The 24756-nt window shown below is 47.2% G+C and carries 15 protein-coding genes, 3 tRNA genes, 2 rRNA genes and 1 riboswitch; of the genes, 8 read left to right on the top strand and 12 right to left on the bottom strand.

What is annotated here, in order from left to right; all coding sequences use genetic code 11:
• Window positions 1–67 precede the first annotated feature (67 nt).
• The 4 genes from H3L95_RS13030 to H3L95_RS13015 form a co-directional block, all read right to left on the bottom strand.
• Window positions 68–2959, bottom strand: a 23S ribosomal RNA gene (locus H3L95_RS13030).
• 431 nt (window positions 2960–3390) lie between these two features.
• Window positions 3391–3466 (bottom strand) — tRNA-Ala (locus tag H3L95_RS13025).
• A 6-nt stretch (window positions 3467–3472) separates the two neighbouring features.
• A tRNA-Ile gene (locus H3L95_RS13020) sits at window positions 3473–3549 on the bottom strand.
• Window positions 3550–3650: 101 nt separating this feature from the next.
• Window positions 3651–5191 (bottom strand): 16S ribosomal RNA (locus H3L95_RS13015).
• The 16S and 23S rRNA genes sit together here with 2 tRNA genes alongside, the layout of an rRNA operon.
• A 567-nt stretch (window positions 5192–5758) precedes the next feature.
• On the opposite strand from H3L95_RS13015, the gene coaBC reads away from it, so the two are divergent.
• Window positions 5759–6952 (top strand): bifunctional phosphopantothenoylcysteine decarboxylase/phosphopantothenate--cysteine ligase CoaBC, encoded by a 1194-nt coding sequence (gene coaBC / locus H3L95_RS13010; protein WP_182096175.1) that lies wholly within the window; start codon window positions 5759–5761, stop codon window positions 6950–6952.
• 75 nt (window positions 6953–7027) lie between these two features.
• Here the strand turns inward: coaBC and H3L95_RS13005 are convergent, their stop codons facing one another.
• The 4 genes from H3L95_RS13005 to H3L95_RS12990 form a co-directional block, all read right to left on the bottom strand.
• Window positions 7028–8554, bottom strand: a complete 1527-nt coding sequence (locus H3L95_RS13005; RefSeq protein WP_003757023.1) for a DHA2 family efflux MFS transporter permease subunit — start codon at window positions 8552–8554, stop codon at window positions 7028–7030.
• A gap of 231 nt (window positions 8555–8785) precedes the next feature.
• On the bottom strand, window positions 8786–9976 hold the full coding sequence (locus H3L95_RS13000; protein WP_003757026.1) for an HlyD family secretion protein: 1191 nt from the start codon (window positions 9974–9976) through the stop codon (window positions 8786–8788).
• A 348-nt stretch (window positions 9977–10324) separates the two neighbouring features.
• Window positions 10325–11725, bottom strand: coding sequence for an efflux transporter outer membrane subunit (locus H3L95_RS12995; RefSeq protein ID WP_003757028.1), 1401 nt, complete (start codon window positions 11723–11725; stop codon window positions 10325–10327).
• A 53-nt stretch (window positions 11726–11778) separates the two neighbouring features.
• Window positions 11779–12273 carry a MarR family transcriptional regulator gene (locus H3L95_RS12990; RefSeq protein WP_003757030.1) on the bottom strand — a complete coding sequence of 165 codons (495 nt, stop codon included), beginning with the start codon at window positions 12271–12273 and terminating at the stop codon, window positions 11779–11781.
• A 598-nt stretch (window positions 12274–12871) separates the two neighbouring features.
• Window positions 12872–12916: riboswitch (PreQ1 riboswitch) on the top strand.
• A 4-nt stretch (window positions 12917–12920) separates the two neighbouring features.
• On the opposite strand from H3L95_RS12990, the gene queF reads away from it, so the two are divergent.
• Both queF and H3L95_RS12980 read left to right on the top strand, forming a co-directional pair.
• On the top strand, window positions 12921–13394 hold the full coding sequence (gene queF / locus H3L95_RS12985) for a preQ(1) synthase (protein WP_016686771.1): 474 nt from the start codon (window positions 12921–12923) through the stop codon (window positions 13392–13394).
• A gap of 75 nt (window positions 13395–13469) precedes the next feature.
• Complete coding sequence (locus H3L95_RS12980; protein WP_003757035.1) at window positions 13470–14153, top strand: 7-cyano-7-deazaguanine/7-aminomethyl-7-deazaguanine transporter; 684 nt, start codon at window positions 13470–13472, stop codon at window positions 14151–14153.
• 89 nt (window positions 14154–14242) lie between these two features.
• Here H3L95_RS12980 and H3L95_RS12975 read toward each other — a convergent pair.
• From H3L95_RS12975 to H3L95_RS12965, 3 genes are all read right to left on the bottom strand, one after another.
• Window positions 14243–14317 (bottom strand) — tRNA-Arg (locus H3L95_RS12975).
• 4 nt (window positions 14318–14321) lie between these two features.
• Complete coding sequence (locus H3L95_RS12970; protein ID WP_003757037.1) at window positions 14322–14768, bottom strand: DUF441 domain-containing protein; 447 nt, start codon at window positions 14766–14768, stop codon at window positions 14322–14324.
• Between the two features lie 5 nt (window positions 14769–14773).
• Entirely contained in the window at window positions 14774–15748 is a 975-nt protein-coding gene (locus H3L95_RS12965) for a polyprenyl synthetase family protein (protein WP_003757038.1), read from the bottom strand.
• A 262-nt stretch (window positions 15749–16010) separates the two neighbouring features.
• Between H3L95_RS12965 and rplU the strand changes: the two genes are divergently transcribed.
• From rplU to H3L95_RS12940, 5 genes are all read left to right on the top strand, one after another.
• Complete coding sequence (gene rplU / locus H3L95_RS12960) at window positions 16011–16319, top strand: 50S ribosomal protein L21 (RefSeq protein ID WP_003763980.1); 309 nt, start codon at window positions 16011–16013, stop codon at window positions 16317–16319.
• A 25-nt stretch (window positions 16320–16344) separates the two neighbouring features.
• Window positions 16345–16617, top strand: a complete 273-nt coding sequence (gene rpmA / locus H3L95_RS12955) for a 50S ribosomal protein L27 (protein ID WP_002212328.1) — start codon at window positions 16345–16347, stop codon at window positions 16615–16617.
• Between the two features lie 639 nt (window positions 16618–17256).
• Window positions 17257–18441 (top strand): 5-demethoxyubiquinol-8 5-hydroxylase UbiM, encoded by a 1185-nt coding sequence (gene ubiM, locus H3L95_RS12950; protein WP_003757044.1) that lies wholly within the window; start codon window positions 17257–17259, stop codon window positions 18439–18441.
• A 409-nt stretch (window positions 18442–18850) separates the two neighbouring features.
• The gene (gene glnE / locus H3L95_RS12945) at window positions 18851–21541 is read left to right on the top strand and encodes a bifunctional [glutamate--ammonia ligase]-adenylyl-L-tyrosine phosphorylase/[glutamate--ammonia-ligase] adenylyltransferase (RefSeq protein WP_003757046.1); all 2691 of its coding nucleotides are present in this window, start codon (window positions 18851–18853) and stop codon (window positions 21539–21541) included.
• 418 nt (window positions 21542–21959) lie between these two features.
• Window positions 21960–23555, top strand: coding sequence for a protein kinase domain-containing protein (locus H3L95_RS12940; protein ID WP_003757051.1), 1596 nt, complete (start codon window positions 21960–21962; stop codon window positions 23553–23555).
• Between the two features lie 393 nt (window positions 23556–23948).
• Here the strand turns inward: H3L95_RS12940 and lptB are convergent, their stop codons facing one another.
• The gene (lptB, locus tag H3L95_RS12935) at window positions 23949–24683 is read right to left on the bottom strand and encodes an LPS export ABC transporter ATP-binding protein (RefSeq protein WP_003757055.1); all 735 of its coding nucleotides are present in this window, start codon (window positions 24681–24683) and stop codon (window positions 23949–23951) included.
• Window positions 24684–24756: the final 73 nt, after the last annotated feature.

The raw sequence follows: 24756 nt of genomic DNA, 5'->3' as shown, positions 1-24756 counted from the left end.
TTAATCAATATATTTGGTGATGACTGAATCAGTCAGTAAGCTTTTTATTTGAAGTTCTTCAAATGATAGAGTCAAGCCTCACGAGCAATTAGTATGGGTTAGCTTCACGCGTTACCGCGCTTCCACACCCCACCTATCAACGTCCTGGTCTCGAACGACTCTTTAGTGCGGTTAAACCGCAAGGGAAGTCTCATCTTCAGGCGAGTTTCGCGCTTAGATGCTTTCAGCGCTTATCTCTTCCGAACTTAGCTACCCGGCTATGCAACTGGCGTTACAACCGGTACACCAGAGGTTCGTCCACTCCGGTCCTCTCGTACTAGGAGCAGCCCCCGTCAAACTTCCAACGCCCACTGCAGATAGGGACCAAACTGTCTCACGACGTTTTAAACCCAGCTCACGTACCACTTTAAATGGCGAACAGCCATACCCTTGGGACCGACTACAGCCCCAGGATGTGATGAGCCGACATCGAGGTGCCAAACTCCGCCGTCGATATGAACTCTTGGGCGGAATCAGCCTGTTATCCCCGGAGTACCTTTTATCCGTTGAGCGATGGCCCTTCCATACAGAACCACCGGATCACTATGTCCTGCTTTCGCACCTGCTCGACTTGTCGGTCTCGCAGTTAAGCTACCTTTTGCCATTGCACTATCAGTCCGATTTCCGACCGGACCTAGGTAACCTTCGAACTCCTCCGTTACTCTTTGGGAGGAGACCGCCCCAGTCAAACTGCCTACCATGCACGGTCCCCGACCCGGATTACGGGTCTGGGTTAGAACCTCAAAGACACCAGGGTGGTATTTCAAGGACGGCTCCACAGAGACTGGCGTCTCTGCTTCAAAGCCTCCCACCTATCCTACACAAGTGACTTCAAAGTCCAATGCAAAGCTACAGTAAAGGTTCACGGGGTCTTTCCGTCTAGCAGCGGGTAGATTGCATCTTCACAACCACTTCAACTTCGCTGAGTCTCGGGAGGAGACAGTGTGGCCATCGTTACGCCATTCGTGCGGGTCGGAACTTACCCGACAAGGAATTTCGCTACCTTAGGACCGTTATAGTTACGGCCGCCGTTTACTGGGGCTTCGATCCGATGCTCTCACATCTTCAATTAACCTTCCAGCACCGGGCAGGCGTCACACCCTATACGTCCACTTTCGTGTTAGCAGAGTGCTGTGTTTTTAATAAACAGTCGCAGCCACCTATTCTCTGCGACCCTCCGAGGCTTACGGAGCAAGTCCTTAACCTTAGAGGGCATACCTTCTCCCGAAGTTACGGTATCAATTTGCCGAGTTCCTTCTCCCGAGTTCTCTCAAGCGCCTTAGAATTCTCATCCTGCCCACCTGTGTCGGTTTGCGGTACGGTTCGATTCAAACTGAAGCTTAGTGGCTTTTCCTGGAAGCGTGGTATCGGTTACTTCATGTCCGTAGACACTCGTCGTCACTTCTCGGTGTTAAGAAGACCCGGATTTGCCTAAGTCTTCCACCTACCGGCTTAAACAAGCTATTCCAACAGCTTGCTAACCTAACCTTCTCCGTCCCCACATCGCATTTGAATCAAGTACAGGAATATTAACCTGTTTCCCATCGACTACGCATTTCTGCCTCGCCTTAGGGGCCGACTCACCCTACGCCGATGAACGTTGCGTAGGAAACCTTGGGCTTTCGGCGAGCGGGCTTTTCACCCGCTTTATCGCTACTCATGTCAACATTCGCACTTCTGATACCTCCAGCACACTTTACAATGCACCTTCATCGGCCTACAGAACGCTCCCCTACCATGCTAGTAAACTAGCATCCGCAGCTTCGGTTATAGATTTGAGCCCCGTTACATCTTCCGCGCAGGACGACTCGACCAGTGAGCTATTACGCTTTCTTTAAATGATGGCTGCTTCTAAGCCAACATCCTGGCTGTCTGGGCCTTCCCACTTCGTTTACCACTTAATCTATCATTTGGGACCTTAGCTGGCGGTCTGGGTTGTTTCCCTCTTGACAACGGACGTTAGCACCCGCTGTCTGTCTCCCGAGGAACCACTTGATGGTATTCTTAGTTTGCCATGGGTTGGTAAGTTGCAATAACCCCCTAGCCATAACAGTGCTTTACCCCCATCAGTGTCTTGCTCGAGGCACTACCTAAATAGTTTTCGGGGAGAACCAGCTATCTCCGAGTTTGTTTAGCCTTTCACCCCTATCCACAGCTCATCCCCGCATTTTGCAACATGCGTGGGTTCGGTCCTCCAGTACCTGTTACGGCACCTTCAACCTGGCCATGGATAGATCACTCGGTTTCGGGTCTACACCCAGCAACTGTTCGCCCTATTAAGACTCGGTTTCCCTACGCCTCCCCTACTCGGTTAAGCTCGCTACTGAATGTAAGTCGTTGACCCATTATACAAAAGGTACGCAGTCACACCACAAGGGTGCTTCCACTGTTTGTATGCATCAGGTTTCAGGTTCTATTTCACTCCCCTCCCGGGGTTCTTTTCGCCTTTCCCTCACGGTACTGGTTCACTATCGGTCGATGATGAGTATTTAGCCTTGGAGGATGGTCCCCCCATATTCAGACAGGATTTCACGTGTCCCGCCCTACTTTTCGTACGCTTAGTACCACCGTTGAGATTTCGAATACGGGACTATCACCCACTATGGTCAAGCTTCCCAGCTTGTTCTTCTATCTCGACAGTTATCACGTACAGGCTCCTCCGCGTTCGCTCGCCACTACTTGCGGAATCTCGGTTGATTTCTTTTCCTCCGGGTACTTAGATGGTTCAGTTCTCCGGGTTCGCTTCTCTAAGTCTATGTATTCAACTTAGGATACTGCACAGAATGCAGTGGGTTTCCCCATTCGGACATCGCGGGATCATAGCTTTATTGCCAGCTCCCCCACGCTTTTCGCAGGCTTACACGTCCTTCGTCGCCTATCATCGCCAAGGCATCCACCTGATGCACTTATTCACTTGACTCTATCATTTCAAGAACTTCTCTGACTTTGCCTGACATTCCGTTGACTAGAACATCAAACTTGAATTTCCTACTCTGATAAAGCTTACTGCTTGTTGTGTCTTAATCCCGCCTTTTGTCTTTCGGGATTAAGTCGATACAATCATCACCCAAATACTGCACCTGTTTTTCTTTTCCTATCCAGGAGACAACTGACCGTTTGCAATCGGTCAATCATCAAAAACAGACACATTGTCTTTGTTTGTTGATTTCGGCTTTCCAATTTGTTAAAGATCGATGCGTTCAATATTGCTATTTACTTCGCAAATCAAAATGAGCTGATTATTATAGCAGCCTTTCTTTTTCCGTCAAACTGATTCGTCAGCAGACTTCTCTTTGGAAAAAAAGAAAGCAGTTACACTGCCTTTTTAACTCGCTTTGATTTGGAAAGTATTGGTGGAGGCAAACGGGATCGAACCGATGACCCCCTGCTTGCAAAGCAGGTGCTCTACCAACTGAGCTATGCCCCCCGTTCTTGGTGGGTCTGGGAGGACTTGAACCTCCGACCCCACGCTTATCAAGCGTGTGCTCTAACCAGCTGAGCTACAAACCCGGATTCTCTTCTTAAGCGAACCTTGTCTTCACTCAAGCATTTTTCCGCATCTTCTACAGTTTACCGATAAGTGTGAATGCAACAACCTCTTCTTTCTCTAGAAAGGAGGTGATCCAGCCGCAGGTTCCCCTACGGCTACCTTGTTACGACTTCACCCCAGTCATGAAGCATACCGTGGTAAGCGGGCTCCTTGCGGTTACCCTACCTACTTCTGGTATCCCCCACTCCCATGGTGTGACGGGCGGTGTGTACAAGACCCGGGAACGTATTCACCGCAGTATGCTGACCTGCGATTACTAGCGATTCCGACTTCATGCACTCGAGTTGCAGAGTGCAATCCGGACTACGATCGGTTTTGTGAGATTGGCTCCACCTCGCGGCTTGGCTACCCTCTGTACCGACCATTGTATGACGTGTGAAGCCCTGGTCATAAGGGCCATGAGGACTTGACGTCATCCCCACCTTCCTCCGGCTTGTCACCGGCAGTCTCATTAGAGTGCCCAACTTAATGATGGCAACTAATGACAAGGGTTGCGCTCGTTGCGGGACTTAACCCAACATCTCACGACACGAGCTGACGACAGCCATGCAGCACCTGTGTTACGGCTCCCGAAGGCACCCCTCCGTCTCTGGAGGGTTCCGTACATGTCAAGACCAGGTAAGGTTCTTCGCGTTGCATCGAATTAATCCACATCATCCACCGCTTGTGCGGGTCCCCGTCAATTCCTTTGAGTTTTAATCTTGCGACCGTACTCCCCAGGCGGTCGATTTCACGCGTTAGCTTCGCTACTAAGCAGTCATGCTGCCCAACAGCTAATCGACATCGTTTAGGGCGTGGACTACCAGGGTATCTAATCCTGTTTGCTACCCACGCTTTCGGGCATGAACGTCAGTGTTATCCCAGGAGGCTGCCTTCGCCATCGGTATTCCTCCACATCTCTACGCATTTCACTGCTACACGTGGAATTCTACCTCCCTCTGACACACTCTAGTCACCCAGTTCAGAACGCAGTTCCCAAGTTGAGCCCGGGGATTTCACATCCTGCTTAAGTAACCGTCTGCGCCCGCTTTACGCCCAGTAATTCCGATTAACGCTCGCACCCTACGTATTACCGCGGCTGCTGGCACGTAGTTAGCCGGTGCTTATTCTTCAGGTACCGTCATCAGACAGGGGTATTAACCCCGCCCTTTTCTTCCCTGACAAAAGTCCTTTACAACCCGAAGGCCTTCTTCAGACACGCGGCATGGCTGGATCAGGCTTGCGCCCATTGTCCAAAATTCCCCACTGCTGCCTCCCGTAGGAGTCTGGGCCGTGTCTCAGTCCCAGTGTGGCGGATCATCCTCTCAGACCCGCTACTGATCGTCGCCTTGGTAGGCCTTTACCCCACCAACTAGCTAATCAGATATCGGCCGCTCAAACAGCGCAAGGCCAAATGGTCCCCTGCTTTCTTCCTCAGAAGATATGCGGTATTAGCTAATCTTTCGATTAGTTATCCCCCACTGCTCGGTACGTTCCGATATGTTACTCACCCGTTCGCCACTCGCCACCCAAGAAGCAAGCTTCTCTGTGCTGCCGTCCGACTTGCATGTGTAAAGCATGCCGCCAGCGTTCAATCTGAGCCAGGATCAAACTCTTATGTTCAATCTCTAACTTTTTAACTTCTGGTCTGCTTCAAAGAAACCAACAGGACAATGTCTAAAACATCATCTTGTCTGTCTTTCAAACAGTGTGAGGCTGTCGCACTCACACTTATCGGTAATCTGTTTTGTTAAAGAGCGAAAACGAATTATAAAGCATTTCATCTCATTGTCAATCAAAACTTTTCTTAAAACCTCGAAAAATCAGACCAACTGTGATATACTTACCTGTTCGTTCAATCACCGCCGAAGCAGCGAAGAACCGAACTATACCCCCCTCCTCAAAAACCGTCAACTCCCAAACAACAAAAAATCCCACAAAACTAAACAACAACCTGAAATACAAAGACTTTTATTTCAAAATATTCTCAAACCAAACTCAATCAACAGCAAAGGTCGTCTGAAATCCCTTTCAGACGACCTTTATCATAAATATCCGAAACAATTTCAAATATACCGAGCTTCAACTCACAACCTAAAGCCATCCACCCATAAGTCCCTGTTACTTTTTTGAACAGTATCCATGTTAGTATTATGACTTATTTGATTCAAATTGGATTGGGTTGCTGTAATGAGTAAACACATTCTTTTAGGGATAAGCGGTGGTATTGCGGCTTATAAATCATGTGAGTTGGTCCGATTACTAAAAAAACAAGGACATTCTGTAACGGTGGCAATGAGTCGTGCTGCTACTGAATTCGTTACCCCCCTTACGTTTCAAGCATTAAGCGGAAATCCTGTTCTAGTCGATACGCACGATGGCCACTCAACTAGAGGAATGAGTCATATTGATTTAACCCGAGAAGCGGATGTTTTTTTAATTGCTCCCGCTACTGCCAATACGGTTGCCAAGATTGCCAACGGTATTGCTGATAATCTGCTGACCAATTTGGCAGCAGCACGAAAATGCTCCATGGCAGTCGCTCCGGCGATGAATGTGGAGATGTGGAACAATCCTGCCAATCAGAGGAATATCCAACAACTGATTTCAGACGACATCACGGTTTTTCAGCCATCCTATGGCGAACAGGCTTGCGGTGAAATCGGGATAGGGAGAATGCCTGAAGCGATTGAACTTGCCGATTTGATTCATGATTTATGGACGCCGAAAATACTTGCCGGCAAAAAAATCTTAATCACTGCCGGCGCGACCTTGGAAATGATTGACCCGGTCCGTGGAATTACGAATATTTCCAGCGGTCAGATGGGCATTGCCCTAGCCCGTGCATGCAGAATGGCCGGCGCACAAGTTACGTTGATTTATGGACAGTTACAGACTCCCCTGCCGACCGGTCTCTATCATATGGAACAGGCTATTAGCGCCAAAGAAATGTACGATGCCGTTCATAAATATATTGAAGATCAGGATGTTTTTATTTCCGTAGCCGCTGTGGCTGACTATAAGGTAAAAAACAGCAGCCCGCACAAATTGAAAAAAGAAAATTCAAAAGATACCCCAACCCTTGAATTGGAAACTAATCCTGATATTTTGGCATCTGTAGCCGCCTTACCCAAACCGCCTTTTTGCATTGGATTTGCCGCAGAAAGTGAAAAAGTTTTGGAATATGCTCGGGCAAAACGTTTACGCAAAGGCATTCCGATGCTGATTGCCAATAATGTTTCTCAGGCAATGGGAAAATCTACCAATCAGATTACTATTATTACGGATGACGAGGAACTATCTTTCCCTGAGAAAGAGAAATTACAGGTAGCAGAAGAAATTGTTCAATCTCTTGCTCGTCATCTGGACAAACTAAACCTGTAAGTAATCAGGTTAACCTTAACTATCTTCTACAACAGCAAAGGTCGTCTGAAAATTTTCAGACGACCTTTGTGATATTTAATGCCCTGCTGATGAACTCCCATTAAACGGCGGCTTGGCAAACCAAATTATGGAAATCATGACGATGAACAAGATACTGCCAGCCAGGAAAATCTCATTTGATCCCATAATGAAGCCTTGCTGCGTAATGGCATCGGAAATATTTTTCAAAACCTGCTGTTCGTTCAGCCCCCGATTCGTCATTTCATGAACTGTTTGCACAGTCAAACTCGAATATGGATTAATCTGTTCACTCAGTTGCGTATGATGCAAAGCTTCTCTCCGCTCCCACATGGTACTGACTATGGATACACCCACACCACCCATGAAGACGCGCAAGAAATTAGACAGGCTACTTGCTGATGCAATCTGATCGGATTTAATATGGGACAATGTAATGCTGGTCAACGGAAGGAAAAACATGGACACACCCAAGCCTTGCCAGAATTGGGGCCAAACAACATTGCTCATATTCATTCCGGCATAAAAATCAGTGCGCCAATAGAAAGTAAAAGCAAACGTCAAGAAACTTGCGGTAACAAGAAGACGCATATCAATGCGGTTGCCGAATCTACCTATAATCGGGGACAACAAGATAGGAAGAAAGCCCACCGGTGCAGCCGCCAAGCCCGCCCATGTTGCGGTATAGCCAAGATTAGACTGCAACACCAGCGGCAACAGCGTGAGCGTACCCATGTAAACCATAAAGCCCAATGAAGTTGCCAGTACGCCTATCGTAAAATTTCTGTTGCTAAACAAAGAAAAATCGACAATCGGGTATTTCTCGCCAAGCTCCCAAACCACAAAATACGTCAGACATACCAATGCAACAATGCCTAACACAATAATCTCTCCAGAGGCAAACCAGTCCAACTCTTTACCTCTATCAAGCATCATTTGCAGCGCACCGACGCCAACCACCATCAAGACCAAACCGATGTAATCTATCGGCGTCTTAACTACTTCCGTTTCCCTATCTCTCAATTGCTGCCACACAATAAGTGCAGAAATAATACCGATAGGGATATTGATAAAGAAAATCCAACCCCAATGCCAATTATCCGAAATCCAACCGCCGAAAATAGGACCTAAAACGGGCGCGACGACAACGGTCATTGCCCACAATGCCAAAGCCAATGTCCGTTTTTCAGGAGGATACGATGCCATTAATAGACTTTGCGACAGCGGAATCAACGGTCCGGCTACAAAGCCTTGTAACACCCTGAAGATCACCAAAGCCTGAAGATTGGGTGCAATGCCGCACAACCACGACAGCAAAACAAATCCCACTACAGAGGCGATAAACAGTTTCACTTCGCCAAACCGTTTTGCCATAAATCCGGTTAGCGGTACTGAAATCGCATTCGCCACGGCAAATGAGGTAATAACCCAAGTACCCTGAGTAGTCGCCGCCCCCAAGTCCCCGGCAATTACCGGTACTGCAACGTTGGCAATCGTGGTATCCAAGACTTCCATAAAAACGGCAAGGCTGAGCGCTAACGTAACCAGCACCAGCCTAACACCCTGCAATGGCGGATAATTCATATTTCTTCGCTATTATTCATTCAATATATTGCACAGTGATTGCGCTTAGATACACATCCCTTTTCAGACGACCTCTTTGATGAATATTCACATCATCGCAAACCGAAAGCAAAGCTCTACCTTGCATCTATCTCCATCACAAATTTGCTTCCTCATGCGCTTCGATATCTATTCGCTATCAAATTCTCAAATTCAGCAATTCAACGCATGAAAGGTCGTCTGAAAACATTTTTACTTAGCGTATTTCTCAAAAATCTTATCGATCAACGCATCGGCGGCAGCCCAATCTACGCCTTCAGTTTCCGGGGATGCTACATTTTTATCAGCGGCAGCCGTCATGTTTTTTCCTGAGCCGGCACCTGAAATATCAACCTTTACCTTCATAGATAAACCGACACGAAGCGGATTAGCCTGCAACTCTTTCGCATCCAAACTGATGCGGACCGGAACACGTTGCACAACCTTAATCCAGTTCCCCGTCGCATTTTGCGGCGGTAAAAGGGAGAATGCACTGCCCGTACCCGCTGACAAACCCATCACCCTGCCATGATAGACCACTTTATTTCCATATAAATCAGCAGTCATTTCAACGGGTTGACCAATTTTCATTTGACGCAGTTGCGATTCTTTAAAGTTAGCATCCACCCAAAGATTGCTCAAAGGAACCACAGCCATCATTGGGGAACCTTGGGCAATACGCTGCCCAACTTGAACATTTCGTTTGGCAATCTGTCCATTCATCGGCGCGCGAATTTGGGTGCGTTGCAGATTCAGCCATGCATCCTTAATATGGCTGATGGCTGTTTGCACCGCAGGTTGTTGACGCAGAGGGATATTATTACCTAAAACTGCTTGTGCAGAAGTCTCTTCCGCTTCCACTGCCTTCAAAGCCGCTTGCGCCTGAACCACCGCAGCACGGGCATGACTCAACTCTTCACCTGAAATCGCATCCGTTCCCGATAAAGCTTCACGTCGGCGCAAATCTGCCTGAGCCTTTGCCAATTCGGCTTTTCGCAAAAGAACCTGCGCTTTTGCTTTTGAGTTAACCGCAGTTTGTTGTTTATTCTGACGAATTGCCTGAATCAATTCATTTTGAGCACGCTCGTAAGCCAGCTGGAAATCGCTGTCGTCCAACGCAACCAAGACATCCCCTTTTTTGACCACATCAGTATCGTCATACATCACTTTCCTTACCGTACCGGTGACCTGAGGGGTAATTTGCACCAGATGACCTGCAACATAGGCATCTTCCGTCTCTTCCTCATATTGCCAGAATAAGAAATACGCAAGAGCCACACCGACTGCAATCAAAATAAAAAGCAGTGTAATAACTGCCAGATTACGCCCGCGTTTACGCCCCACCCTTGAACTTTTTGTCCCTGAATTGCGTAATTGTTCATTATTTTCTAGATTCGCATCCATGATTTCATTTTAACCTGGGTAATTACAGACTATTTTCCTTATGCACCCCATCCCACTAATATCTCATTGATTTTAATAGAATAGACAATACTGAAAAATACATACAGAGGTGCATTCTATAGCCGCATCGTTACTCAATCAAGTAACAATCATATTTAAAAACCATTTAGATATCCCCTTTTACCATTAGGCGCAAACAATCATTTCAAAGTCATCCAAGCAATACCGATTCCTGACAACCAAAAAGCAATTGGCGACATTCTGAATACATACATTTAAACGTTAAATGCATATCCAAAATATCGCCAATTGACTTGATTAAAAGGAAAGGGGTCGTCTGAAAACCTTCTATTGCGATTTAAACCCACCACCCAACTGGGCATTCAGATTGCTCCATGCAATCAACCGTTCAGATTGATACTGCACCAATTGCATTTTCACTTGCAACATATCATCTTGTTTTTGTAATGCGCTGAGACCATTATCCAATCCCGCCCCCACTCTACCCTGAGCATTTTTAACCGACTTTTCGGATATTTTCAGCATTTTATCCCAAGTAGACTGTTTGCTTTGCAGGCTTTGGTAATCTACAACAGCATCCGCAGCAGAACGCATCGCATTTAAAACCGTTTGATCGTACACGGCCACCTGCTCATTATATTCTGCGCGTTTGCCTGCCAATTTTGACTGCAATGCCCCAGACGTAAAAATAGGAAGATTGATAGCAGGAACAATACCCAGCATGCCTGATGTTTTACCCCTTACCACATTGAACGCATCAATATGTCCAAGACCCGCCAAGGCTTTTAACTCAATATTGGGATAAAACTCTGCTTCGGTGGATTTAACCGTATGCAGCTTAGATTCCAATAATGATTTTTGTGCCGCGATATCCGGTCGGGCAGCTAACAAATCCGCATGGATTCTATTCACAGGCACAACAGGAACCACCCCCATCCTACCGGGTTCTTGTTCGGAAAGTGCTCTCGGCACGTTACCGCTCAATACTGCCAAGGCATGTCGGACTTTGGCAATCTGTTGTTCCAATGACGTTTTTTCCAACTGAAGTTGCTGACTTGCCAATTCAAGCGGGTACAATGATTGTGCGGGCATCAGGTTTGCATGGATTCTGCGTGAGACCAATTGCTGCATTTTCTCTGACAGATTGATACGTTCCTGCACAAGAGCCTGACGCTCGCTCAAAGCCTGCCAAATAAAATATTGCTTGGCTACCGCATTCGCCAGCTCAATCCGTGCCTGATGGGCTTCATACAGAATTGCCTGACGGCGTCCCAAAACTGCTGCAATCTGCTCACGGTTTTTTCCCCAAAAATCGAATGTCCAACTTCCCTGTACTGCCGCGTTTGCCAACAATAATGTATGGTCGGTATCGATACGGGAAGATGCGGGCTTGGGTGCAACATACATCCCAACCCCGCGCGCGGACATACCGATTTGCGTTTTGCCGGCGGCTTCGGTTATTCCCAGCTGCGCTTGTGCTTGCTCGAAACGCGCCTTGGCAATACGCAAATCCGTTGATGTCTGGATAGCTTGTGCAACCAGTTGATTCAGTTTGTTATCTTTTAATTGCAACCACCATCCGTCTTGAATGAGGGATGCCGACTTACCATCGGGCAAAGAATACACCGTTGGTTCTTCCAACGGTGCTTGTTTACCAAACTGCGCACAAGCTGCAAGTACAGATACTGCGATAATACAGATGCCCCGTTTGGCAATATTTGATTTCATGGCAGACTCCGTTTTTTTACTTTTATCCCTGCCACAATTCTTACTGCATCAGATCAGCTGTCCAAACGGTTCAACAGCTTGCCCAACAGATTTTGCAACTGGGTATAATCCTCATTGGTGAAATCTTCCCAAGCTTCACCGCTCTTACTGGAAATCTGCGGCCATACTTGTTGGATAAAAGACTCACCTTCCTGTGTCAATTTTAACACAATCTGGCGGCGGTCTTGCTGGTTGATATGACGACCTACCCATCCCCGTTCTACCATCTCATCGGAAAGACGGGTCGCACTGGTACGTGTCAAATCCATCAAGTCGCTCAAACGCGAAGGAAGGATTTCGCTTTTAGGGCTGACGTAAACCGCCATTAAAGCGAACCATAAATTCTCGTTGATACCGAAAGTTTTCAAATTTTCATTGAGATGACTGCTTAAACGCTCGGTTGTTACCCGTAACAGACGTCCTGTTCTTACCTGTTGTTCTGAAAATTCAGGCAAACGGTCGGAAAGTTGGCGCAGCGCGTTGACCAAGTCGGTTTGTGAAAAACTCATTATAAATATCCTCTTCTTAAATTTATTGGCTGTTTCTGCTGCAAATCAGAATAAAATGACAATCTCATTTGCTTCAAAATACCAAATACTTATTCAATGCCGCTATACTAATTCAACTGATTATTTTCCGAATGAAAATCTGACAATCGGTCCAAGAAGATAACAAGTGGCGTTTTTTATGCATAAGTCATCTAATTTGTATGTAATTCCGAATTCTTACTCTACAAAATCAGTATTCAGAAAGGATAGATTTGTGGTTACCGACAACTTAATTTATTGTTTATATTGAAAACCCCATAATTTATTAGAGAGATGGCGCTTCTCCTTAGTTCTATAACTCAAAACATGACTTTTGAGATACTACTGAAAACACTTCAAAAAAATTTTAACTTTTACGATTAATGCAAAAAAATTAACTAGAAAAATCATAAATTTAAAAATCAGTTTAAATTCAATCCGCATTGCTTTGCAAAGGCATTACCGCCACATCAAAACATACGCACCCACCTATCATTTTTTCGCATTTCCAGCCCAGCGTTCAACCGCTAAATAATTATCAAAAAAATCACAAACATAGTTCCCCTTATATTACAATCCGCCTTTCGTGGTTCGAAAACCTCCCACATTAAAAAACTAAGGAAACCCTCATGTCCCGCAATACCGAAGAGCTGCAAGGCATCTCTCTTTTGGGCAATCAAAAAACCCAATATCCGACCGGCTACGCTCCCGAAATTCTCGAAGCATTCGACAACAAACATCCCGACAACGACTATTTCGTTAAATTCGTCTGCCCCGAATTCACCAGCCTCTGCCCCATGACCGGGCAGCCCGACTTTGCCACCATCTACATCCGCTACATCCCGCACATCAAAATGGTGGAAAGCAAATCCCTGAAACTCTACCTATTCAGCTTCCGCAACCACGGCGATTTCCATGAAGACTGCGTCAACATCATCATGAAAGACCTGATTGCCCTGATGGATCCGAAATACATCGAAGTTTTCGGCGAATTCACACCGCGCGGCGGCATCGCCATTCATCCCTTTGCCAATTACGGCAAGGCAGGTACCGAGTTCGAAGCATTGGCACGCAAACGCCTGTTCGAACACGACAGCCAATAATCCATCCCCTTTTACGCATTTTCAGACGACCTTTTTCATGAGAAGGTCGTCTGAAAGCCTTTCCGAAAGATTTCCATGTACGAATTTACAACAGCGCAACAACAGAAGGCGCTCTTCTGGCTGGTGCTTTTCCATATCCTCATCATTGCCGCCAGCAACTATCTGGTGCAGTTCCCCTTCCAAATTTTCGGCATCCACACCACTTGGGGCGCGTTTTCCTTTCCCTTCATTTTCCTTGCCACCGACCTGACCGTCCGCATTTTCGGTTCGCACTTGGCACGGCGGATTATCTTTTGGGTCATGTTCCCCGCTCTTTTGCTTTCCTACATCTTTTCCGTTTTGTTCCACGACGGCAGCTGGACAGGCTTAGGCGCGCTGTCCGAATTCAACACCTTTGTCGGACGCATCGCCTTAGCCAGCTTTGCCGCTTACGCACTCGGACAAATCCTTGATATTTTTGTGTTCAACAAATTACGTCGTCTGAAAGCGTGGTGGATCGCCCCAACCGCATCAACCGTCATCGGCAACGCCCTGGATACATTGGTATTTTTCGCCATTGCCTTTTACGCCAGCAGCGATGAATTTATGGCGGCAAACTGGCAGGGCATCGCTTTTGTCGATTATCTGTTCAAACTCACCATCTGCACCCTCTTCTTCCTGCCGGCCTACGGCGTGATTTTGAATATCTTGACGAAGAAGCTGACGACACTGCACACCCAACATCCTCAAAAGCAGATGCTGCCGGCACAAGAATCTTGATGCAGTCCGACAGAACGATTTACGATTCCCGTTCATAGAAAACACAAAGAGGTCGTCTGAAAATTTTCAGACGACCTCTTTGTGTTTTATGGCCTCGCCAACAGGAATCGAACCTGTATTTTACGCTTAGGAGGCATACGTTCTATCCGTTGAACTATGGCGAGCGTGTTAAACTTTTCCTGCAATAAACGATAATAATCCTGCGGCAATCAGCGGACCGACCGGAATGCCGCCCATAAACGCCACACCGATAACCGTACCAATCAAAAGACCTGTTACTAAAACAGGCTGTTCGCTCATCAGCGGTATGCCGCGTCCTGCCAGCCAAGCGACAAGGATGCCGATTAATACGGCAGCAATCATTTTAAAATTGACAAATTCCGACAAGGGCGGAATCTGAACCTTTCCTGAAACCAGCGGGCTTAAGACCCCGATTGTCAGCAAAATAATCCCAAAATGCAAGCCGTGTTTTTCCATGAAAGGAATATATTGCGACAAAGCAGTCTGTTGCATTAAAAGCAAAATTGCTGCGGAAATCGTAATCGAGTTGTTGTTGCTGACGACGCCGAGAAAAATCAGCGTCACCAAAAACATCGGGACGAAATTGAAATTCATCGGATTTAAGAAACCCGTGCCAATGATTCCTCGGCCAACTGAATCATCGCCTGCTTGACTTCGCTATCGGGCAATACTGCCAAAGAAGCCACAGCTTGCTCAACGGCTTTTCGTGCTTCGGAAATCGAATAAGTCAGCGCATCGGAATGGACAACATAATCATGGATTTTTTGGAAACTGCTGCGATCCGCATTTTCCAGAGCGTGGCGCACATCGTCCGCCACTTGTTTCGAACCGTTGCGCATCAGATAAATCAGCGGCAAAGTCGGTTTGCCTTCTGCCAAATCGTCGCCGACGTTTTTACCGATTTCTTCGGTTTCTCCCGAATAATCCAAAACATCATCAATAATTTGGAACGCTGTACCGACATACATGCCGTAGTCTTTCAACGCCTGCTCATGCTCGGGGGCGGCATTGCCCAAAATCGCGCCAACCTGCGCGGCCGCTTCAAACAATTTGGCCGTTTTATATTGAATCACTTGAACATATTGCGCTTCAGTAATATCGGTATTGCCGATGTTCATCAGCTGCATGACCTCACCTTCAGCAATAATATTGGTTGCATCCGCCATGACTTCCAAAATGCGCATACTGCCGGAATCAACCATCAATTGGAAAGCGCGTGTATATAAGAAGTCGCCGACCAACACCGCCGCTGCGTTGCCGAACAGATTATTCGCCGTTTCGCGTCCGCGGCGCAAATCGCTTTCATCGACCACATCGTCATGCAGCAAGGTCGAAGTGTGGATAAATTCCACCATTGCCGCCAAAGCATACAACTTATCTCCATCATAACCGACCGACTTAGCTGCCAAGATCGTCATAATCGGACGCAGACGCTTACCGCCGGCACTGATAATATAAGTACCGATTTGCGAAATCAGCGCAACATCAGACTGAACCGCTTGGTTGATCACCTCATTGACCCGTGAAAGGTCTTCAGGCAGATGGCGTTGGAAATAAGGCAGGTTTTCGAGCATAACACATTCTCAGTCGGCAAAATGAAGCAGGCTTGCCGTATAAATAAATGGGTTGGGTATAAGGCGGAAATAATATTGCCGCATAAAAAATATCGGCAATCCAACGCGCGATTATAGCAGCAAAGCCCGTTTGACACATCTTTCAGACGACCCTGACCCCACAAACGAAATAAACTTTGACAAAACAGGCAAATAGCAATAAAATGCCACGTTTCGCACAATGGTGTGCGGGATATTAACCATAATTCTCATGGAGTTGAGTATGTACGCGGTCGTAAAAACCGGCGGCAAACAATATAAAGTTGCCGTTGGCGAAAAATTGAAAGTAGAACAGATACCAGCCGAACTCGACAGCCAAATCGAACTGACCGAAGTTTTGATGATTGCTGACGGCGAATCTGTAAAAGTTGGCGCTCCTTTTATCGAAGGCGCAAAAGTAACAGCTAAAGTAGTAGCCCATGGTCGCGGCGAAAAAGTACGCATTTTCAAAATGCGCCGCCGTAAACACTACCAAAAACGCCAAGGCCATCGCCAAAATTTCACCCAAATCGAAATCGTGGCAATCGCCTAATTTTTGAAACTTAGGAGTATTACAAATGGCAAGTAAAAAAGCAGGCGGCAGCACCCGCAACGGTCGCGATTCAGAAGCCAAACGCTTGGGCGTAAAAGCCTACGGCAACGAACTGATTCCGGCAGGTTCAATCATCGTCCGCCAACGCGGTACCAAATTCCATGCCGGCGACAACGTAGGCATGGGCAAAGACCACACTTTGTTCGCCAAAGTTGACGGTTATGTTGAATTCAAAACCAAAGGCGCACTGAACCGTAAAACGGTCAGCATCCGTCCTTACACCGGTTCTGAAGAATAATCCGAGTTTATCGTGATATTGAGAAAGCCGTATTTCTTAGGAAATACGGCTTTTTTTGTTTGTATGGGTTGGCAATGATTTTGCCATCGCCGATTCAATCTTAAACAGCACAAACAACAAAGCGACACACAATACAACAGACACAATAGGAAACTACGCTGTACTGCTTATAGTGGATTAACTTTAAACCAGTATGGCGTTGCTTCGCCTTAGCTCAAAGAGAACGATTCTCTAAGGTGCTGAAGCACCAAGTGAATCGGTTCCGTACTATCTGTACTGTCTGCGGCTTCGTCGCCTTGTCCTGATTTAAATTTAATCCACTATACTACAAAATTTCAGACGACCCCTTTGCCCTCATGATAATCTTATCCTTCCCATACTCTGGCGTAAGAAAAAAGCAAACCCATATAGCCGCTACTTATTGTTTTTAAAATATGGCATGATACGCAACACATTGCCGCCATTGACTTACATTAAGCTCAGCGTAAAAAATCATTCACGATATAAATACTTGAATTACTCAATCGATACTTTTGCTATAATCAATTACTCAATGCAGATTACCCTTATCTCATTCAAACACAGTAAACTTAAGGTCGTCTGAAATTATCCGTCCCCCTTTAACAAAAAGGATGCCTCATGAGCTTACACAGCGATATTCTTGTCGTCGGCGCAGGACCTGCCGGGTTGAGTTTTGCCGCAGAACTGGCCGGCAGCGGTTTGAAAATCACCCTGATTGAAAAAAGCCCTTTAGAAATTTTACAAAACCCTCCTTATGACGGGCGTGAAATCGCATTGACCCACCTGTCCCGCGAAATTATGCAACGCTTGGGCATGTGGGATTTGATTCCGAAAGACGAAATTTACCCCTTGCGCGATGCAAAAGTCTTGAACGGGCAGTCCGATTACCAACTCCACTTCCCGCAACCGACCCAAGCGCGCGGCGAACCTGCCGACTGCTTAGGTTATCTGATTTCAAACCACAATATCCGCAAAGCTGCTTATGAAGTCGTATCCAAACTGGAAAACGTTACCATTCTGACCGGTACGGGCGTCAAAGAAGTCAAAACCTCCGAAGACGAAGCCCAAGTCATCTTGGAAAACGGCGAAGTTTTGAGCGGCCGCCTACTCTTGGCAGCAGACAGCCGCTTTTCCCAAACCCGCCGACAACTGGGCATTTCCTCCGATATGCACGATTACAGCCGCACCATGTTTGTCTGCCGCATGAAACATACCCTGTCCAACCAGCATACCGCTTACGAATGTTTCCACTACGGCCGCACCATCGCCCTGCTGCCTTTGGAAGAACACCTGACCAACACAGTCATTACCGTCGATAGCGACAAAGCAGACACCATCAAAAAAATGTCTCCCGAAGAATTAGCTGCCAGCGTCAAAGAGCAGCTCAAAGGCCGTTTGGGCGACATGGAATTGGTCAGCACCATTCACAACTATCCCTTGGTCGGCATGATTGCCCAACGCTTCTATGGCAAACGCAGCGCCTTAATCGGCGACGCCGCCGTAGGCATGCACCCTGTTACCGCGCACGGTTTCAACTTAGGTCTATCCAGCGCGGACCTCTTGGCAAAACTGGTTCTCGAAGCGGAACAACGCGGTCAAGACATCGGCGCCGCCAGCCTGCTGGAAAAATACAGCACCAAGCATATGCTCCATGCCCAGCCGATTTACCACGGCACCAATATGCTGCTCAAACTCTTTACCAATGAAACCGCGCCCGCCAAAATCTTGCGCGGCTTGGTATTGCGTGCCAGCAACAACTTCCCGCCGCTGAAAAAACTGATTACCAAACAACTGACCGGCTAATCCGTTTAAACACATCAAAAGGTCGTCTGAAACACTTTTCAGACGACCTTTTAACTATCCAATCAAATAAAGTGGATTAAATTTAAATCAGAACAAGGCGACGAAGCCGCAGACAGTACAGACAGTACGGAACCGATTCACTTGGTGCTTCAGCACCTTAGAGAATCGTTCTCTTTGAGCTAAGGCGAGGCAACGCCGTACCGGTTTAAAGTTAATCCACTATAACAAACTTCCCATGCCGTAAAACACACACCCGCTCATACGCCTGAGTTCTGCTGTTTCAGACGACCTCCAAGATTGCTATGATATAGTGGCTTGACTTTAAACCGGTACGACATTGCCTCGCTTTATCCTGATTTAAAGTGAATCCACTATCCCACTCCCGTCATCCTTCCAAACGGAATCCAAAATGTCCGACAACCGCCTCGACACCGCCCGCCGCCATTCCCTGTTCCTCGCCCGCCAGCTCGACAACGGCAAACTCAAGCCCGAAATTTTCCTGCCCATGTTGGACAAGGTTTTGACTGAAGCGGATTTCCAAGTCTTTGCCGACTGGGACAAAATCCGCGCGGAAGAAAACGAGGAAGAGTTGGCGCGGCAGTTGCGCGAGTTGCGCCGTTATGTGGTGTCGCAGATTATCGTGCGCGATATAAACCGTATCAGCGATTTGAACGAAGTGACCCGCACGATTACGCTGTTTGCCGATTTTGCCGTCAATACCGCGCTGGATTTCGCCTACGCTTATTATCAGGACATGTACGGCACGCCAATCGGGCGTTATACGAAATCGCCGCAGCATTTGAGCGTGGTGGCGATGGGCAAGGCGGGCGGCTATGAGTTGAACGTGTCTTCCGACATCGATTTGATTTTCGTCTATCCCGAATCGGGCGACACCGACGGCAGGCGCGAACGGGGCAATCAGGAATTTTTCACCAAAGTCGGGCAGAAACTGATTGCGCTGCTGAACGACATTACCGCCGACGGGCAGGTGTTCCGCGTCGATATGCGGCTGCGGCCGGACGGCGATTCGGGCGCGCTGGTATTGAGCGAAACCGCGCTGGAGCAATACCTGATCACGCAGGGGCGCGAATGGGAACGCTATGCGTGGTGCAAAGGCCGCGTGGTTACGCCGTATCCGAACGACATCAAATCGCTGGTGCGCCCCTTCGTGTTCCGCAAATATCTGGATTACAGCGCGTATGAAGCGATGCGCAACCTGCACCGCCAAATCCGCAGCGAAGTCAGCAAAAAAGGCATGGCGGACAACATCAAACTCGGCGCGGGCGGCATCCGCGAAGTCGAATTTATCGCCCAGATTTTCCAGATGATACGCGGCGGGCAAATGCGCGCGCTGCAACTGAAAGGCACGCAGGAAACGCTGAAGAAACTTGCCGAGCTGGGCATCATGCCGTCTGAAAACGTCGAAACCCTGCTTGCCGCCTACCGCTTCCTGCGCGACGTCGAACACCGCCTGCAATACTGGGACGATCAGCAAACCCAAACCCTGCCCTCCTCGCCCGAACTGCAGCAACTGCTTGCCGAAAGCATGGGCTTCGACAGCTACGCCGCCTTTTCAGACGACCTCAACGTTCATCGGAACAAGGTCAATCAGTTGTTCAACGAAATTTTGAGCGAACCCGAAGAGCAAACACAGGACAACAGCGAATGGCAGTGGGCATGGCAGGACAAATCCGACGAAGAAGAGCGGCAAGGCCGTCTGAAAGAACACGGGTTCGATGCCGAAACCGTCGCCGCAAGGCTCGACCAAATCCGCCACGGCCATAAATACCGCCATCTTTCCGCACACGCCCAGCCGCGTTTTGACGCGATTGTGCCGCTGTTCGTACAGGCGGCGACAGCGCAACCCAATCCGACCGATACGCTGATGCGGCTGTTTGACTTCCTCGAAAACATCAGCCGCCGCTCCGCCTATCTCGCCTTCCTCAACGAACATCCGCAAACCTTGGCGCAACTCGCGCAGATTATGAGCCAAAGCTCATGGGTGGCGGCGTATCTGAGCAAATATCCGATTTTGCTGGACGAACTCATCAGCGCGCAGCTTTTGGATACCGCATTTGACTGGCAAGCGCTTGCCACCGCCCTTTCAGACGACCTCAAAGCCTGCGGCGGCGACACCGAAGCGCAAATGGACACCCTGCGCCGCTTCCAGCACGCCCAAGTCTTCCGCCTCGCCGTCCAAGACCTCGCCGGACTGTGGACGGTAGAATCCCTCTCCGACCAACTCTCCGCCCTCGCCGACACCATACTCGCCGCCGCCCTGCCGTGCGCGTGGGCGGATATGCCGAAAAAACACCGCGACGCCCCGCAATTCGCCGTCGTCGGTTACGGCAAACTCGGCGGCAAAGAACTCGGCTACGCCTCCGACCTCGACCTCGTCTACCTCTACGACGATCCCCATCCCGACGCAGGCGACGTGTACAGCCGCCTCGCCCGCCGCCTGACCAACTGGCTTTCCGCCGCCACCGGCGCAGGCAGCCTCTACGAAACCGACCTGCGCCTGCGCCCCAACGGCGACGCCGGCTTCCTTGCCCACAGCATCGCCGCCTTCGAAAAATACCAGCGCGAAAACGCCTGGACGTGGGAACACCAGTCCCTCACCCGCGCCCGCTTCATCTGCGGCACACCCGAAATTCAGACGGCCTTCGACCGCATCCGCACCGAAATCCTCACCGCCGAGCGCGACCAAACCGCCTTGGCAGGCGAAATCATCGAAATGCGCGAAAAAATGTTTCCCACCCATCCGCCGGTTGACAGCAACGTAAAATACGCGCGCGGCGGCGTGGTCGACGTCGAATTTATCGTCCAATACCTCATCCTTGCCCATGCCCGAAAATATCCGCAACTCCTCGACAACTACGGCAACATCGCCCTCTTGAACATCGCCGCCGACTGCGGCCTCATCGACAAAACCCTCGCCGAACAAAGCCGCACCGCCTACCGCTTCTACCGCCAGCAGCAGCACAACACCAAACTGCGCGACGCGGAAAAAACCGAAGTAACCGACGAATTGCTGGCACATTACGGCAATGTCAGGAAATTGTGGCGGGAAGTGTTCGGCGAGGAAGTGAAGCTTGGATAAAGCGGATGTTACGAAGGGGATTAAGTCACTAACCGCATAGCGTGGCTTCTACCTACGAATCACTGCAAACCCGTAGCGTGGGCTTTGCCCACGAGCCACACCCAAAATTTCAGACGACCTCTTTTTCCCGCCATTTTTGTGAGCAAGGCCCACGCTACAATGTATACCGACGAGGCAAAGGTCGTCTGAAAACGGGAGGAGCAATTTTGCCGAAACCTCCGCCGTCATTCCTATCTTTGTAGAAATGAAAGTAGTGAAAAATTGGCATGATCAGCCTTATGGGATAATCATGCCAAATATTGTTTCTTTTTATTAAGACATATAGGTATAATTGCACGAGAAATTAATCATTAAAAAGTATATCTTTTATATTAGATGATTAATTCTTAATTAAAAAATACTCTTTGGGAAATGTATTATGACTACATCAAACAAACCATCTTTGTATCAACAATTAAAAGAATCTCCTCTACAGACTGATATTGGAGAATTTTCTTTTTCAAGTGAACAACTAGGTAATGGAGGGAATTCTACAGTTTTCTTATTTGAAAGAAATGGAAAAAAATATGCTATTAAGTTCTTAACTGTTAATGGCGATGAGCGAAAATTAAAAAGGTTTATAGATGAGTATTTTACGTTTGCTCAATGTCCGTCTCATGAAAACATCTTGCCTCAGTATCATTTTGATAAGGTAAAAATAAATGATGATTTTTACTATATCATTATTTCTAAAAAATTTGATTGCTCCCTAAAAAAATTTAAGGAAATTGTTTTAGACAATATTGAAGATAAACAAGAGAAAATTAAAAATATTGAATTGATATTTAATTTGCTCTGTAAAGGCATTCATCATTTACATCATAACTCAATCATACACAGGGATTTGAAGCCTGAAAATATTTATATCAATATGAAGGAAAATAAAATTGAAGATTTGGTTATAGGGGATTTTGGAATTGCTCATTTCGATCCCGAATTATACGATAGATTGTCTGAGACAAGAGGTGGGGAAAGGCTAGCTAATTATAAATTTAGTGCTCCTGAACAATCAGTCCCTGGAGGAGAAACAACTTTCGCTAGTGATATTTTTGCAGTAGGTCAAATCATACAATGGTTGATAACAGGGGATACACATGAAGGTAGCAAAAGAATGAGGGCTTTACCTGATCATCCATTTTTTGATGCAATCATTGATAAATGTTTAGCCAGTAGGCAGGAGGATAGATTCCAATCTATCGATGAGATCAATGAAGAAATTAGAAATTTAGATGGTGATAGAGAAAGATTTTTACGGGAGCAGAGTTTTGAAAAGAGAGTTTGGGATGCTATCTATGATTTGGACAAGATTATCAGACAAACATGTACTACTATACGAAGAATAGAAACTTTAGAGAATCCAAAGTTAATTGAAGAATTTTTAACTAATTTTAATGGAATTAATACAAGAGAAAATTTTTGGTGTATGAATCAAGATGGGGGCGATAATTATGCCGAAAATTGGAATAAAAAAGATGAGTTATGGATAATGGGGAATTTTAAAGATGGTTTTGGAGTAGAGTGTAAAATTGATAAGATACATGTTTACAGAGGAAATACTCCGTATAAAAACTTTTTCATTATACAAACCGCCCCAATTCCCAAATTTGAATATTTGGATATTAATGGTAATCCTATTCAAAGAAGTGAGCCTGAGTACTATAAAGATCGTGCCTATTTTTTTGAGGGTAAGTGTATTGATCCTAGAGAAGCTGACAACGGATATTATCGCGATAGTACAGGAGTATCCATAGAGTTGACGAGAGAAAATCATTATGAATTGGAAAGGATTTTAATTAAATATGGATTCATGGTAGCTCCTATTGAAACTCCAATAAACAAAATACATCCGTATACAATAGCAAGTGATTTCATAAAAGCTGTTATTGAAAATGATGGGTTAACTGAAAAATTGGTTGATTCATTTGAGGAAAAAACTCGCAGTGGTTATGGTTGGGCAATTAAGGAGAGTTTATAAATTTATAAGTTTTTATTTTTGAATAAGGATCGTTTAAAAACCTAAATCGTTTTTTTAGACGACCTTTGTTTTGAAACGGTTATTTTCCGTTCGGTTTTATGACATCCTTCGGTTTAAAGGTTTTTCAAACGGCTTTCGCGGGCAAAGCCCATGCTACGGAGCGGCGGTGCGTCGATACTGTCTTGCCAATCGGGTTCGATTGTTTAATCTGTCGCAGCCAATGTAGGTTGGGTTTAGACCCAACAAAAGCCGTTGAATCTTCTGCGTTGTTGGGTTTTCAACCCAACCTACCCGAAAGGTCGTCTGAAAACGTTTTCAGACGACCTTTCTGATGCTTTGTTATTTTAAAACCGCACAATTTTTTGTGCGGTTTGTCATGGTCAGTATTTGAAATCAGTATTTGAAGTTTTCGCCGAGATAGACGGAGCGGACTTGTTCGTTGTTGACCAAGTCGTCCGGCTTGCCGGAGGCGAGGACGGTGCCGTCGCTGATGATGTAGGCTCTGTCGCAGATGCTGAGGGTTTCGCGTACGTTGTGGTCGGTAATGAGTACGCCGATGCCGCGCGATTTGAGGAAGTCGATGATTTTTTGGATGTCGATGACGGCAATGGGGTCTACGCCGGCGAAGGGTTCGTCCAAGAGGATGAAGCGCGGCTGCATGGCGAGTACGCGGGCGATTTCGACGCGTCGGCGTTCGCCGCCGGATAGGGAGGGGGCGGGGTTGTGGCGCAGGTGTCCGATGTTGAGGTCGGCGAGCAGTTTTTCTACTTCGCTGTCGATGCGGCTTTTGTCTTTGGTGCTGATTTCTAAAATGGCGCGGATGTTTTGTTCGACGGTCATTTTGCGGAAAATCGAGGCTTCTTGGGGCAGATAGCCGACGCCGAGGCGGGCGCGTTCGTGTATGGGCAGGTGGCGCAGTTCTTGTCCGTCTAGGGTAACGCTGCCAGCGTCGGCGGCGATGAGTCCGACGATCATGTAGAAGCTGGTGGTTTTGCCTGCGCCGTTGGGGCCGAGCAGACCGATGACTTCGCCGCTTTCGATTTCGAGGGAGAAGCTTTTGACGACTTGGCGTTTTTTGAAACTTTTTTGCAGGTTTTGAACGACGAGGCGGCTGGTGTTTTCGCTCATAAATGACTCTTGGTTCGGAGGTCGTCTGAAAAGGTGTTTTGGGAACTTGCTATGTTGGTTTTCAGACGACCTT

The organism is Neisseria sicca, from assembly GCF_014054945.1.
In the GTDB taxonomy this organism is placed as follows: domain Bacteria; phylum Pseudomonadota; class Gammaproteobacteria; order Burkholderiales; family Neisseriaceae; genus Neisseria; species Neisseria sicca.
This window is presented reverse-complemented; position numbering and strand designations above follow the sequence as displayed.